Consider the following 14,873-nt stretch of genomic DNA (forward strand, 5'->3'; position numbering starts at 1 on the left):
CTTAACTGACAAGGGAGGCCCTCATGGCACGTAATGAGTCCTTTCATCTCCCGACGACGAGGCAGGATTTCCCCCTTATCAATCACGGCTATACTGAGGATTGTGTTTGGGATCAACGGCTCCGAATTTTTCGTCATTTTTCTTCTCGTTGTGGTCCTTGTTGGCCCGCAGCGCTTACCGGAGTACGCCCAAAAACTTGGTCAGTTAGTGCGCCAAGCCCGTGTAGCTTTGGACAATGCAAAGTCCACTATTGCTGAGGAAATCGGCCCTGAACTGGCTGATATGAATCTCAAGGATCTTGATCCTCGCCAATACGATCCCCGCAAGATTGTGCGTGATGCATTAGGTGAGGATCTTGACGCGATTAAGCGCGATCTTCAAGATCCCTTCAAGTCAGTGGCTGACGCCGTTAAGGAATCTGCTCCATCAAAGAACGATCTGAGCCTGTCCTCCACAGCCAAGGCTGGTGCTGCCGCTGGTGGCGCTGCTACGGCTGCTGCCACGGCAACCGCTTCTGATTCTGATTCTTCTAACGATTCCTCCACCATTGATTCCACCGCTGCCGCTTCTTCCGACGACGCAGCCTCACCGTCCGTTGATTCCTTTGATTCCAGCACATCCGAGTCCGTCGATGCTGATGCTCCCGAGGCCGTGAGCGTTGATGCCAGCGAGGATGCTCAGTCCTCGGATTCCACCGACAACGGTGATGATTCAGCAGCCACCTCAAACGATGATGCCGCTGAGTCCGCTGATATCTCCTCTGAGGAATCCTCAGACGCACCTGCCGACGTGACTGATGCAGACGAGTCCTCCGTAGAGTCCTCCGCGCCTGAAACCTCTGAAAACGAAGACTCTGGTTCTGGCAGCGAGGTAGTGGCTGACGATTCAGAAAACGCTACCGAGGCTCAGGACGAGGACGCCAAGGAGGTAGTCAACCCCCGCGTTGCTGCCGCCGGCGCTGCTGTAGCCGCCGCCGCTGCCGCTCGCGATGCTGCTCTTGCTGCTGATGAGGCCTCGAAGGTCGCCGAAGAGGCTGCTTCATTGGCTGATGCTGCCGCTATCAAGGCTGGCGTGGATGATGCAGAGCGCGAATCCACCACGGTTCCCTCGACGCTCTCCCCCACTGCCTCTGATGTGACGATTGTTCCGCTCAACCCGCGCGACGTAATCCGCACGTCCAAGAAGGCCGCTCGCACCCAAGCCTCCAAGCGCTCCGTCACTCTCTGATTGACGAGGGGGCTCAGTTGACTGGGGCCCACACCAATATCTCATCGACTGCGAACAGCCAATACGCGCAATCATTTTTAGTTTAACGCCATTCCACATGAATGCATGCGAAGGAGTTCGCACTCAAACTAACTAAATACCGTTGTAGGTCCTACCGGCTCATTAGCCTGATTATCTTCCAAAATCTCAAGAAATTGAAAACAGAAAATACAAATTCCAACTCCACCCGAGCGATTTAATCTGTAGAAAATGACAGATCCATCTTATACATACGGATATTTCTCGAAACTATCCATCACATGAGCGCAGACCAAAGTTCTTCAAATAGAGAATCTGAGCGCCATGAACCATCCTTATCCCAAGACGCCCATCTTTGCGCCTCATTCCATAAATGAAGACATGTTGCACCGAGAAGCACTTCTCGAGAGTCTGCAGCAGGAGCCAAATAAATGTTTTCCCAATCATGGTAACTAAGCGGATAGTACACGTGTCCAGGTTGAACTGTGTCCAATAGAGAGAAATACTTTGCCGCTTGTGTCAAACCAGTTGGCCCATATTCACCATGCTGAATGTTTCCAGGGTGATTACGATTGACAAAACGACGAAATTTAATATATCGATCATTCCATGAATCCCAAGGCATCCATATATTAGGACGCATAGAACCATGATAAAACCACTTAAACAATGGCGAATCAATAGGAATAGAGAGTAAAGCCCCATTGACTCTATTCTCACTCTCAAACCCCCAACGGTATCCATCAATATGATCACACACAGGCTTTAAACAAACCATGTCAGTATCGGACCACACAATGCCAGGAAAAAGTTTGAACATCCTAAAACGAAAAGCATCTGAAAAAGCCCCAAGAGACCCTTTTGCGCCACCACGTTGGTTATAGAAAAGTTTATTTTCTGGAATCACTTGATTTGCGTCGAGAATCTGAACTTTTTCAGGAACACCATGTGGCTCTTCATAGCAAAACAGTTTTACCCGATGCCCTTGATTGAGATACGACTGCATTGACATTTGCTCCGCGCGGTGCAATTTTGGTCCGTACCAAAACATTCCGATCTCAGGAAGGTCAAGGTTATCGGCATTACCTTCAGCGAGAACTCCGTCTAGTACACTCATCGTTATTTCTCCGTTAAATTCGATACGAAAATAAATTAGAGAGCCAGGCGGTCTTTGACAACGTCAGCGAGGTGCTGAGCAACCCTATCGGCTTCATCCTGAGTGGAAGCTTCCACCATGACGCGGACGAGAGGCTCAGTACCGGAAGAACGCAAAAGCACGCGCCCACTATCACCAAGTTTCTCTTCTACAGCACTGATGGCATCTTGAACACCGGCATCAGTGGTCACGCGGCTCTTATCCACACCACGCACATTGATAAGGGTCTGGGGCATGCGCTCAACGATAGAAGCGAGTTCAGCAAGGGAAGCGCCAGTACGCTTCATACGTGCAGCAACACGCAGAGAGGTCAGTACGCCGTCACCGGTGGTGCCGTGAATGGAATCGATGACGTGGCCGGACTGTTCGCCACCGAGGGTGTATCCAAAAGCAAGCATCTTTTCAAGAACGTAACGGTCACCCACACCGGTCTGGACAGTGCGGATACCGCGGGCCTTCATAGCGTTAAGCAGGCCAAGGTTACTCATCACCGTAACCACGAGGGTGTCAGAGGCGAGTGTACCGTCTTCCTTCATGCCTACAGCGAGAAGACCCATAATCTGATCGCCGTCCACGAGGTTGCCAGCTGCGTCAACAGCTAGGCAGCGATCGGCGTCACCGTCGTAGGCCACACCCATGTCAGCGCCCACGGTGCGGACGTATGCCTGGAGCTGTTCGGGGTGGGTGGAACCACAGTTGGCATTGATATTCAGACCGTCAGGTGAGGCGTTAATAACAAGCACTTCGGCACCGGCTGCCCGCAGGGCAGCGGGTCCTACTACGGAAGCTGCACCGTTGGATGCGTCAACCACAATGCGCAGACCACTGAGGTCCGTGTTCACGGCATTGACGAGGTGGTTGATGTAGTTCTGGTCAGCAACGGTTTCACCCTTGATAACACGGCCAACGTCCGCTCCGGTAGGGCGTGTCAGTTCAGCGCCAAGCAGTGCTTCGATTTCGTCTTCAACGGCGTCTTCCAACTTGAAGCCCCCACGAGCAAAGAATTTGATGCCGTTGTCAGGGAAGGGGTTGTGGGAGGCGGAAATCATGACGCCCAAGTCAATGTCCTGGGTGGCCGTGAGGTGAGCGATTGCTGGGGTGGGCAAAACACCGACACGGGTGACGTCCACACCAGAGGAAGCGAGGCCTGCGCTGATGGCGTGGTCAAGGAATTCACCAGATGCGCGGGTGTCACGGCCAACGATGGCCCGAGGACGCTTGCCAGCAACAAGGCTTTTTTCTGTCAGCACTCGCGCTGCTGCTTCACCGAGTTGAACCGCGAGCGCAGGGGTGAGTAAGTCGTTTGCTAAGCCTCGCACGCCGTCGGTTCCGAACAGTCGAGCCACAGTGGCCTCCTAGAATTTTTTGGGGGTGGGCTTACGCCTTGGGCATGCAGTGGTCACGTGGGGATTCCGCTGCAGGTAAGGGATAGTTTATCGCGCGCTTACATCCGTTGGACTTGTCAGATTACCAAAAGCACGGTGTAGATAACGTGTCGTTGTCCTGATGTGGAGATTATTCAGTTGGTTTTCATTACCGCTAGGGGGTAGCGAACGTCTGTGACATCATCCACGGTCAGACGCCATGTAGCACCCGAACGTACTTGAAGGTCACCTTTGGCATCCTGTGCCACGAGCACGCCGTCGAGACGGTTGGAGGCAATGTGGACTGCGTCATCGGGAGCGTCGATGGTATTACTTAGACCACCAACGGTGGCCAGGCGCACTCGAAGTTGAGTGTCATGGGGGTCTCCGGTTAATGCCGCAATGTTGACATCGTCAGACCACGTTACGGCACTGAAGTCACCACGCGCGATACGTACAGCAGGTCCAAGTCCAGTTGGCATACCGCTGTCATCGCGAATCACTACGGCCACATCAATCACTTCATGGCCGTGTTCGTCCGACGCCGTGTTACTCGCTTCATTCTCACTCGCCTCATCACTTGCCTGGCTGCCGTCAGCAGATTGCTTTTCTGTCTGAGGTAAGTGGCGAAGGATGACCATTCGCGTGGACTCTGCAGAGAGGTCCATGGCAAGGATGGTGCCTTGTTCAAGCCAGTCTGATTCGATGGCATTAACTGTGCCTTGAAGAGAGTAGGCGTGCAGGGCTGTGTCATTGGCACTCCATATCCAACCGTAGCCGTCTGCGATAGCCGGAATGGGCGTGAGTTGTTGTGAGATGACCGTGCGTTGGTTGGTCACTGAGTCAATGGCCATCAATCCCTGATTAGTGGACAGGACGAACTGTGTGGCGCTCTGGTCACCCCGAGGGATCGGTAACGGCCACCGGGGATTGAGTCCACTGAGTGAATCTGCGCTGATGGCCAGAGAAAAAGCAGATGGTTGAGTGCGTTGAACAATGCCTGCGGGAGTGATCCCCACGTATGTGTTGACTTGGGATACTGAACCATCGTCTGCCAGGGAATCAGCGTCGGAGGGAAATTGTGTTTGATCCGCGACGATATCCACGTCGCGCACAGTGGGTAACTGAAGCAGTGTGGAACGAATTTGTGCGCCAGCAAGGAGGCGGTCGGCGTCTGATGATTGAAGCAGGTCCGCGGAGAGTTCAACGCGCGCTGTTCCCTCGTTAACCTCGATTCCTCCCACGCCTAGGGTAGTTCCTGAGGGAATAGCGGTGACCACACCGGGGGCAAGCCATGGCGAGGGGCCGGCTAAAAGTGCGTTGACGAGGCGGGTGGCAAGTTTGCGCCGAGGGAACCAACGGATATCGGGGACGAGACGGGTTCGTGTGGGGGTGAGAAAGTTCAGTCGTTGGGTGACGAAAGTGGACGTGAAGGTCGACGAAGAAAGGAATACCCCGTCAGGCAACGCGATGATGCGCCACTGACCTGAGGGGTTGGTGGCGAGCGTGAATCGCGCCTCGTGATCGGAGGGCTCTTCAGCCAGGGTAAGTAGGCCACTATGGTCAACAGTGCCCACTGCCGGTGCGCTGACACTAACCGATCCGTCAGTGTCTTGGGTGACGTCGACGGTAGAACTAGCGACGTACACATAGACGGCAGATTCGGGCGTCCAGGAGTGTAGTGCGGGGCCTGCGAGGAATTGACGTGCGGTGGAAAAGTCATCAGAGAAGCCAGCTACGCAGGCCAAAAGGAATGCAGAGACGAGTTCTTCAGGGCTAGCGCCATCTGCGGGGCCATCTGCTGTTTGGAGCAGCGGGTCCGGCGCGGAAAGGCCGGGTTGAGACTCAGTAACTGGCCCAGAGGTGGGCAGAGCTGCACATGCGCTCAGGGTGGTAAACGTGGCTAGAGACAGTGTAGTGAGGGCGGTGCGCCGGGTGAGGTTAGTTGTCATCTTCATCCTCCGCGGCGGCGTCGGCGGTTGAGGCTACGGCAGGCACGCTTCCTGTTTCGTCAGCCCAACGGGTGGCGGGAACGGGAACAGGGATACCCAGGGGTGGTGTCATGGGAACGGCGGGCGCGTCGTCGGGATCAGCCAATTCGGGTTCGGTGGCAAATTTGGCCAACGGGGGTGCATCGTCGGGAATGACGTCAAGTGGCGGGATGTCGATAGGAACGGATTGCGTCACGGGGAGGACCAACAGGAAGGATGCGCCGTCTCCTGGCCAGCCCCAGGCATTGAGGGTGCCGTTGTGGAGCGATGCATCTTCTAGAGAGATGGATAGGCCTAGGCCTGTGCCACCGGTAGTACGGGCGCGGGCGGGGTCTGCACGGTAGAAACGGTCAAAGACATGTTCGGCTACTTGGGGACTCATACCAATGCCGTGGTCACGGACGCGTACAGCGACGGCAGTGTTATTGGCTGCCATCTCAATATCTAGGGGGTTTCCTTCGCCGTGCTCAAGAGCGTTGACCACAAGGTTACGAAGGATGCGTTCAACGCGTCGAGGATCGATTTCTGCCATGCAGGGGTAGTCAGGAACGGTGAGGCGAATATCTGAGCCTTTGGTGGCAGCCAACGGTCCGGCCATCGCCACCACATGGTTAAGCACGTCGAGTACGTCCGTGTTCCTCACGGCTAGATTGGCGGCGCCGGCGTCAAAGCGGGACATTTCGAGCAAGTCGGAGAGCATGCGGTCAAAACGTTCGATTTGTTCGCTGAGCAGTTCGGCACTGCGTTTGAGGATGGGATCGTCAAAGTCATCGCGAGCGTCGAAGAGTTGTTCACCAGCCAATCGGATGGTGGTCAGTGGTGTCCGCAGTTCGTGGGAGACGTCGGAGACGAATCGCTGCTGAAGTCGTGAGAGTTCTGCCAGGCGATCAATTTGAGCCTCGATAGAGGCGGCCATATTGTTAAAACTCATGGCTAGTGAGGCCAATTCATCTTCGCCTCGCACGGTGAGGCGTTCAGAGAGGTGGCCACTAGCAACGCGCTGAGCAGCAAGGGACGTTTGGCGAACGGGGAGGAGAACTCGCCACGTCAAGCCCCACACACCAAGTACAAGAAGAACAAGCACCACCATGGAGCCAATGCTGACTGCCCTGGCCGCAAGGTCGAGGGTGCGCTGTTCAGGTTGAAGTGTGTAGAAGATGTAGAGGTCGTGAACCCCTGCTTGTGGCAGGATGATTTGCGTTCCCACCACAATGCCCGGGCCTCGAGTGTCATCGCCGTCAGGTGTAGGGACGGCGATGGACTGCCAGTACTGGTGGCCAGGTCCTGCTTCCTCAACTTTTTTCGCTAGGTCAGCACTAATCAGCGTACGTAGAGCCGTGGAGGTAGTCAGATCGTTAATGAGGGTGGGCGAGGTTTCCTGGCTGGAACGTACCAAGACCACGCCCACGCCACCGGCCCCTGATGAGGACGATTTCATTTGGGTGAGTTGGCTTTGAGCCAGGAAGGCTACTTCGTCAGCAGTCGTGGCGGTGGAGGCATCAAATTGACTTTGTGCCGTGGCCACACGCATGGAAGCGTCGTCAAGAACAATATTGAGACGGTCACTAAAAACATCAGAACGAATACGTCCCGTAACAAAAACGAGCAGTCCCACCACGAGCACTACACCCAAAGCGAGTGCCGTTAGCCCCATACGCAATGCCAGGCTACGGCGTACAGCACGGACTGCTGGCAGGTGGGAAATGCGTTTATCAATGGCACGCTGCCATGGCCGTGGCAGCAGACGGATCACGCTACTGTTCCTGCCCTGTATCCCACACCGCGAACAGTGACTACCACTTCGGGATGCTCAGGATCTTTTTCGATTTTCGCGCGCAAGCGCTGAACGTGAACGTTAACAAGACGGTTGTCTGCCGAATGCTGATCGTATCCCCAAACCTGCTCAAGAAGTTCTTCACGCCCAAAGACTTTCCAGGGTGCTCGAGCAAGAGTGACCATGAGGTCAAACTCGAGAGGAGTGAGGGCAATAATCTGATGACCGCGGCGAACCTCGTGGCCAGCGACATCAATGTCGATATCCGCCACCCGAAGATGCTCAGCAGCGACGGGAGCATTAACTTCTGGTAATCGACGCAGGCGGGTACGAACGCGGGCGAGAAGTTCCTTAGATTTAAACGGCTTGGGGACATAGTCATCCGCCCCCACCTCTAATCCGGCAACCACGTCTTGGGTATCAGAGCGAGCGGTCAGCATGATAACCGGTGTATCGGATTCGAGTCGGATGCGCTTGCACACCTCGATGCCATCCATGCCGGGAAGCATAAGGTCAAGAAGGACAAGGTCTGGCTGGATGGCTCGGAACGCATCCAAGGCTTTGGCACCATCATCACAGAACGATGGCGTGTAGCCTTCGGACTCAAGCATGATGCCAATCATTTCCGCAAGGGCGATGTCATCATCGACGACGAGGATACGGGTGGTCATGTTGGTATTTTTGCACGTTTATTCGCCTGGGTGGGGCCAGGCATGCCGTGAGTTTTCATCCTCAAGATGGAGGTTTACCGGCGGTGAACATGAAAGGATGAGCATGTAAGGATTGATGCCACCATCGAAGGGATACATCAATGAGTGATTCGTGGGTTCCGCCAACAAACGATTCCGAATTCTCCACACCGCGTTTTGGCGCCTACGGTTCCCAGCCTTCAGGCTCGCAAGTCTCCCAGCCCAATCCCTCTGTTTCCTCTGATCCTGGTGGTTTTGATCAGCCTGCACAGGGTTATGTCTCTCCGGAACAGACTGTTCCCATGCCTGGTCAGCAACAGCCTGTGTCTTTCTCCTATGCGCCAAAACCAGGCATCATTCCGCTTCGTCCTCTGGGCGTTTTTGAAATCATTGACGGCGCATTCCAAGCCCTTCGTGTTAATCCTAAGACAATGTTCCTCATGTCGTTGGTGACGATGACAATCATTGCCTCGATTAGCGCGTTACTGTCCTGGATCGTTTTGAGACAAATGCCTTCTCTGGTCTCCCTCTTTGATGGCACAGCGAGTGATGAGGATTTGCTTGCCTCAACCCAGGTGTCGTTAACAAGCAATATCTCATCTATTTCGAGTTCCTTACTGGGCGCATTGGCCACAGCAATCATCACAGGTTTGCTGATCGTGGCAGTCTCTCGCGCCGTCCTTGGTCGTATTGCTACCACCTCTCAGGTATGGGAGCGCACCAAGCCTCGTATCTGGGCAATTATTGGTCTGGCCATTTTGATGAACGCGGTGTATTTTCTCATCTCTGCCGCGATTTTTGCCGGAGTCATTGGACTGATTTTCACTGGCGTATCAATGGATCACCCGTCGACTGGCATCATTGTTGCGCTTGTTTTGATCGGCATTGCCTGGACTGTCGCCTGGATCATTGTTGCGATTTTCCTCTACGTGCGCTGGAGCGTTTCTCCTGCCGCGTTGGTTCTTGAAAATCTCAGTGTCTTTGCTTCCTTAAAGCGTTCATGGGCGCTGAGCAAGGGATCGTTCTGGCATATCTTCGGCGTTCAGGTCATCACTATGCTGATTGTGGGAACCTTGAGCGGCATTATGGGCGGTCTTGTCGGTGGTGCTTTAGCCCTCGGTATGATGTTTAGTCCTGAACACACGACCCTATTGATTGTGATCGAGACATTTCTGACCAACCTGATCAGCGCTATTACGATCCCCTTCGCTGCAGCAACAGTTGCACTGATTTACGTCAACTTACGTATGCGTCGTGAAGGATTTGACGCTAATTTGCGTCAGGCTGCTGCTGAGTTGTGACTTAATGATGTGGTCTGTGCTGACGCTATTCACGGAATTTGCTCCTCCTACGCCTGATGCTGACGAAGCTCGTCGCCAGGCAGAGGAGGAACTCTCCCGCGGCATTTATACTGACGGTCCCTCGCTACTGGAGCGTTTTTTCATGTGGCTGCAGGAACTTCTCACCGGCCACATGGGCGGAATTGGCTCTACCCGATGGATTTATACGGTTTTTGCGTGGGTTGTGGTCATTGCTATCGCTGTCATCGTGGTGTGGCTTCTTGTGCGTTTCCGACGCCGCAGGCGCCAGTACGCACAGGATAGTTCCGAAGTCTTTACCTCAGAGTCGTCGTCAGATGATTTGCTTGAGTCTGCGCAGCAGGCGCTACGCGAAGGAATGTTTGATTTGGCCCTCGTGGAGCGTTTCCGCTGGATGGTGCGTTCATGTGATGAACGGCGAATCATTCGTGTCTATCCGGGTCTAACTGCTTGCGATGCGGCCCAGCGGATCGCTCAATTTCTCCCTGATCTCCGCGGAGAGATCATTGACGCAGCGCATCTGTTTGATTCAGTTCGTTATGGACAAATTACGGCATCAGAAAACGATGAGCAGCAAATGACCCGTCTGACAGAACATGTGGTGACTGTCTTGTCTTCCCCTAGTGAGGTGAAGGCATGAAGGCATTAAAGTCACGGAGTTTTTGGATTGTGCTCATGGTCTTTCTTCTTGCCATGGGCATAGTCGTCATGCTTCATCAGCCTGATTCGAGGGTTGCGTATTCACCATTCAATCGCCATGCCAACGGAACAATGGCCTTGTCTGAGCTGTTAAAAGACTCTGATATTGAGGTATCGGCACTATCATCATTCGATGATCTCGATACTGCCGGTGATGATGTCACTGTTGTCGTAGTGCAGTCAGCCAGCCTTGATGAAAAGCAGATTAAGCATCTTTCCCACGCTCAGCATGTAGTGTTTTTAGGTACGCAGTGGGCTAACCTCTCGGATGTTACTGATGCATTGTCCGCTTCTGGCACAAGTGCCCCGTCTGAGCAACTTCTCACTGCTCAATGTCAGTGGGCTCCTGGGATTCGCGCGGAGTCACTTGCAGGTTCTCTGACCTCACTCACACTCAGCAAGGACGCTGTTTTTCATGATGGACATTGGGCCTTACCTGATGGGACAACGATTGATGCGTGCTTTCCCTTGTCCACTTCGCAAAACTCTTCATCTTTCTCTGTGGCTCATGTAGTGACGAATGAAGGTCGGGAGTTGACCTTCATCGCAGATGGTGACATAGCCCTGAACTCTCATCTTGCTGAATCGGGCAACGCTGCCTTGCTCATTAATGCTTTGGGTGAGCGTCCCAAAGTCAAGTGGTTCGATGCGGCCACTCCTCCCCCCACTAGCGTGTGGAACTCCGTTAGTGTGCCGCCTTTCCTTCCTCGTATGCTCTTCGCTTTCCTCTTGACGGTTATCGTGTTGGCTTTTGCACTCGGCCGGCGTTTTGGGCCGTTAGTTAGAGAGCCGCTTCCTGTTGAGGTGAAATCTATTGAGACGACGATTGGTTTGGGTCGTCTCTACGAACACTCTCATGACCATGTCCATGCTGCGCAGTACCTGCGTTCAGGTTCACTTCATCGTATGACTAAGCAACTGAGTTCATCGTCGTCACTAAGTAATGATGACGTCGTCATGCTGATTTCTTCTCGTACGCATCGTCATCCCCATGAGGTCCACTCCTTATTCTTCGGCCCTGCCCCAACGACCGATCGTGGTCTTGTCGATCTCGCCCAGCAGCTCGACACCATCGAAAGTGAGGTTCATCCGCTATGACAACTCCATTCCAGAACTATGGTCAAATGCCTGAAGATGCCTCACAGGTATCAATCCCTCATCATGAGCCGGTCGGTTCTGCTGCACAGGCACCGCTTCTCAATCCTGAGCAGCTGAGGCGTTTCGATGGTCCTTGGCCCACGACTGGCGCTTTAGGATCTCAGGATTTTCCGGAAAACACACAGGTACGTGATTCTTTAGCAAAGGTTCGTGCAGAGGTCGCTAAAGTGGTTGTTGGCCAGGACGCTGCAGTCACTGGACTGGTTGTCGCCATGCTCGCGGGTGGCCATGTATTGCTTGAGGGTGTTCCGGGTCTGGCGAAGACCTTGATGGTCCGCACTTTGGCAAAAGCAATGGATGTGGATTCCAAACGTATTCAGTTCACCCCTGATCTTATGCCTGGTGACGTCACAGGTTCACTCATTTACGATTCTCGTAGCGCCGAGTTCTCTTTCCGTCCGGGCCCGGTTTTCACCAATATCTTGCTCGCGGATGAAATTAACCGCACGCCTCCAAAAACTCAGTCAGCTTTGCTTGAAGCAATGGAAGAACGCCAAGTCAGCGTAGATGGTACTCCGCGTGCTCTCCCAGATCCTTTTATGGTGATCGCTACGCAAAACCCTGTGGAGTACGAAGGCACCTATGTCCTTCCTGAGGCACAGTTGGACCGTTTCATGGTCAAACTTGTTCTGCCTCTACCTGAGCGAGCACAAGAAATTGAAATCGTTGCTCGTCATGCTCAGGGATTTTCTCCCAGCGATCTTGAGGGGGCAGGCGTTGGCCCGGTCATGAGTATTGAGGATCTTCATGTCGCTCGTGAGCAGGTCCGCCGTGTAGAAATCTCTCGTGATGTCGTGGGCTATATCGTGGATCTGGTGCAAGCCACTCGGACGAACCCGTCACTGTCGCTAGGTGTAAGCCCCCGTGGTGCCACAGCGCTGCTTGCTACATCTCGCGCATGGGCATGGTTGTCTGGGCGAACATTCGTTACCCCGGATGATGTTCAAGCCTTGGCTTTACCGACTTTACGCCATCGTATTCAAGTGCGTGCCGAATCTCGGATGGAAGGTGTCACGCCCTCAAGCGTGATCGAATCCGTTCTTCGCACCGTTCCTGTGCCTCGTTAAACCACCATGTTTATTACGCGACGTACTGTTTTTGTTACAGCGCTGAGTGTGCCTCTTGCCATCGTTGTTCCTAGCCCATGGTGGCTAGCGGGCTGGGTGGGATTTCTTATTGGCTTTATTTGTGTCCTGGACATGTTCTTGTCCCCTAAACCGGATGTGCTTCACATTGAACGCCGCGTTCCTGGAACGATTCGTTTAGGACAGAGTGTCGACGTTGAGATTGACGTGCTCAATACTGCCTCTCGCCCCGTTCATGCGCACCTCAAAGACGCCTGGCCTCCGAGTGCAGGCGCTGAAAATAAGACCATGTCGTTGTTCTTGGAGAAACAAGGACATGTCACCCTCACTCACACGCTCATCCCTACGCGGCGTGGCGATCGTCAAGCTGCCCCGCTCACCCTGCGGGTCCTAGGGCCCCTCGGTTTCGCTGGTAGGCAGTGGAACCGCGATATCCCCTGTACGGTCCGTGTTCTTCCCCCATTCCATTCACGCCGCCATTTGCCGTCTCGACTAGTGCAGTTGCGTGAAATTGAAGGTCGCGCTGCTGTGATGATGCACGGGCAGGGAACAGAGTTTGATTCGCTTCGCCCCTACGTCATTGGTGATGATGTACGGTCGATTGACTGGCGTTCTACTGCACGGCGGGGAGAGGTTGTTCTGCGTACATGGCGCCCTGAGCGTGACCGTCGTGTTCTGGTGATTGTTGATACCGCGCGCCTGAGTGCTGTTCGATTGGGCGATGAACCTCGTCTTGATTCGTTCATTGAGTCGGCATTGCTCTTGGCAGCTTTGGCTTCTCATGCTGGAGATCATGTTGATGTGGTGGGCTGCGATCGTGAAGTTCGTGCCCGAACACACGGTGTGGCGGGTGATGATTTGCTGCATCACATTGCTAGCGAATTCGCCCCAGTTGATGCTCGCCTTATTGAAATGGACTGGTCGTTAGTGTGGTCGCTGGCGCAACGCAGTCTCACACATCATGGCTTAATCGTGGTGTTGACGACCATCGAATCAGCAACCCTTGATTCTCGGATGCGCAAAATTATTGGCACCTTGGCGCAGCAGCACACCGTGGTCGTTGCCCATGCTCAAGATCCCGCATTGGATGAAGCAATTCGTCACCGCGATGACCCCAAGGATACTTATGTCGCTGCAGCGGCTGAGCATATGCGTAGCGATGTGTACCAGGCTGCGAGTGTCTTAACTCAGTTGGGAGTATCGGTAGTCCAGGCATCCCCCACTGCACTGCCTCCTGCCGTAGCGGATCGGTATCTCGAGTTAAAAGCAGCCGGAAAACTATAGCCTGTTCGTTCTTCTCGCTTCACTTGTCAAGCACGTTTCATCTGCGACGTGCGCCGTCAGTTTTCATGCCTCTCAGGTTCTAACGCGATCAGGCATTCAGGAAGAAAACTAGACGTAGATGCCGCTGTAACCAGCGTCTACTTCTTCCAGATCGGCACTCTGGCCCTCATGAGCGCGCTGTGCGCCCACAACCCACATCGTCCACCACAAACCGATGCATGCCAAAGCACCAATGAGAATCTTCAGTGCCCATGGCAACGATGAAGGGGTAATAAACCCTTCGAGTAAACCTGCAACAAATAATCCGGTTGTCAATGCGACCACGACGCTAAGAACGATACGGCCTTCTTCGGCAAGCGCCTGGATCCTGGGGCGCCTTCCAGGAACCAGGAATGACCACAGGAGGTGGAGCCCAGCACCACCCGCGATGAACACACAACTCAATTCAATCAAGCCATGTGGTGCGATATAGAGGAAGAAGGTTCCAAGCAAATCATGGTCAGCGAGTATGGCTCCCATTTGTCCGAGGTGAACAGAGTTTTGCCACAGAATTTGCACGGGAAAGTAACCAGTGATGCCACTGGCCACTAGTATGGCGGCAATGCGCGCGTTGTTCGTCCAGACCTGTGCAGCAAAATCATATGGAGCGTAAGTAGAGTAGTAGGAAGCAAAGTCTTGCTCAGCCAAGGTTTGGAGGCGCTTGGGTGTACCTAACTGGGCCATTGCTTCGGGTGAACGATATGTCCATACGCCAACGATGAGGGCTACAAGAAGGCTGACAATCGTGACCCACAGGCTCATCCACCGTACTCGGTACAAGCTAATCGGAAGAACGGTAGTGAAGAATCGTTTGACTTCACTGAAGTGAGTTTTTTTCGTTCCACTAATTCGCCCACGTGCGTGCATTAAACGAATAGACAATTCATGGAGCACTGCAGGATCCGGACAATTCGCACTGACCCGGGACATATCATGCGCGGTTTGACGGTATAGCGAGATCAACTCGTCTGCTTCTGCCCCTAATAGGCTACGTTGAGCAACGAGTTGATCAAGCCGATCCCATACAGGTCGGCGCGCTGTAACGAATGCGTCAAGGTCCACACCCTGTA

At 53.8% G+C, this 14,873-nt stretch carries 12 protein-coding genes; 6 read left to right on the top strand and 6 right to left on the bottom strand.

Translation table 11 applies throughout. The annotated features are described in order from the left end of the window. The first annotated feature begins 102 nt into the window (after positions 1–102). On the top strand, positions 103–1,227 hold the full coding sequence (locus tag A9753_RS05685; RefSeq protein WP_067781640.1) for a twin-arginine translocase TatA/TatE family subunit: 1,125 nt from the start codon (positions 103–105) through the stop codon (positions 1,225–1,227). A gap of 295 nt (positions 1,228–1,522) precedes the next feature. Here the strand turns inward: A9753_RS05685 and A9753_RS05690 are convergent, their stop codons facing one another. The 5 genes from A9753_RS05690 to mtrA form a co-directional block, all read right to left on the bottom strand. Beyond that, complete coding sequence (locus A9753_RS05690) at positions 1,523–2,362, bottom strand: hypothetical protein (RefSeq protein ID WP_067781642.1); 840 nt, start codon at positions 2,360–2,362, stop codon at positions 1,523–1,525. 35 nt (positions 2,363–2,397) lie between these two features. Next, positions 2,398–3,747: a phosphoglucosamine mutase gene (gene glmM / locus A9753_RS05695; RefSeq protein WP_067781645.1), complete on the bottom strand. Its 1,350-nt coding sequence runs from the start codon at positions 3,745–3,747 to the stop codon at positions 2,398–2,400. Positions 3,748–3,920: 173 nt separating this feature from the next. Further along, positions 3,921–5,717 carry an LpqB family beta-propeller domain-containing protein gene (locus tag A9753_RS05700; RefSeq protein WP_067781647.1) on the bottom strand — a complete coding sequence of 599 codons (1,797 nt, stop codon included), beginning with the start codon at positions 5,715–5,717 and terminating at the stop codon, positions 3,921–3,923. Further along, on the bottom strand, positions 5,707–7,509 hold the full coding sequence (gene mtrB / locus A9753_RS05705; RefSeq protein ID WP_067781649.1) for an MtrAB system histidine kinase MtrB: 1,803 nt from the start codon (positions 7,507–7,509) through the stop codon (positions 5,707–5,709). The genes A9753_RS05700 and mtrB overlap by 11 nt, the downstream gene beginning before the upstream one ends. Then, positions 7,506–8,201: an MtrAB system response regulator MtrA gene (mtrA, locus tag A9753_RS05710; protein WP_067781652.1), complete on the bottom strand. Its 696-nt coding sequence runs from the start codon at positions 8,199–8,201 to the stop codon at positions 7,506–7,508. Before mtrA ends, mtrB begins: the two co-directional genes overlap by 4 nt. Before the next feature lie 140 nt (positions 8,202–8,341). Here mtrA and A9753_RS05715 point away from each other — a divergent pair, with 140 nt between their 5' ends. The 5 genes from A9753_RS05715 to A9753_RS05735 are packed head-to-tail and all read left to right on the top strand — an operon-like array spanning position 8,342 to position 13,764. Then, the gene (locus A9753_RS05715; RefSeq protein WP_067781655.1) at positions 8,342–9,520 is read left to right on the top strand and encodes a hypothetical protein; all 1,179 of its coding nucleotides are present in this window, start codon (positions 8,342–8,344) and stop codon (positions 9,518–9,520) included. Positions 9,521–9,536: 16 nt separating this feature from the next. Beyond that, entirely contained in the window at positions 9,537–10,178 is a 642-nt protein-coding gene (locus tag A9753_RS05720) for a DUF4129 domain-containing protein (RefSeq protein WP_067781659.1), read from the top strand. Next, a complete protein-coding gene (locus A9753_RS05725) occupies positions 10,175–11,335 on the top strand; it encodes a DUF4350 domain-containing protein (RefSeq protein WP_067781662.1) in 1,161 nt (386 codons plus the stop codon). Before A9753_RS05720 ends, A9753_RS05725 begins: the two co-directional genes overlap by 4 nt. Continuing rightward, positions 11,332–12,462 (top strand): AAA family ATPase, encoded by a 1,131-nt coding sequence (locus A9753_RS05730; protein ID WP_083090343.1) that lies wholly within the window; start codon positions 11,332–11,334, stop codon positions 12,460–12,462. The genes A9753_RS05725 and A9753_RS05730 overlap by 4 nt, the downstream gene beginning before the upstream one ends. 6 nt (positions 12,463–12,468) lie before the next feature. After that, entirely contained in the window at positions 12,469–13,764 is a 1,296-nt protein-coding gene (locus tag A9753_RS05735; RefSeq protein ID WP_067781665.1) for a DUF58 domain-containing protein, read from the top strand. Between the two features lie 108 nt (positions 13,765–13,872). Here the strand turns inward: A9753_RS05735 and A9753_RS05740 are convergent, their stop codons facing one another. Continuing rightward, the gene (locus tag A9753_RS05740; protein WP_067781668.1) at positions 13,873–14,865 is read right to left on the bottom strand and encodes a stage II sporulation protein M; all 993 of its coding nucleotides are present in this window, start codon (positions 14,863–14,865) and stop codon (positions 13,873–13,875) included. Between the last annotated feature and the right edge of the window lie 8 nt (positions 14,866–14,873).

The organism is Actinomyces vulturis, assembly GCF_001687305.1.
Lineage (GTDB): Bacteria > Actinomycetota > Actinomycetes > Actinomycetales > Actinomycetaceae > Actinomyces > Actinomyces vulturis.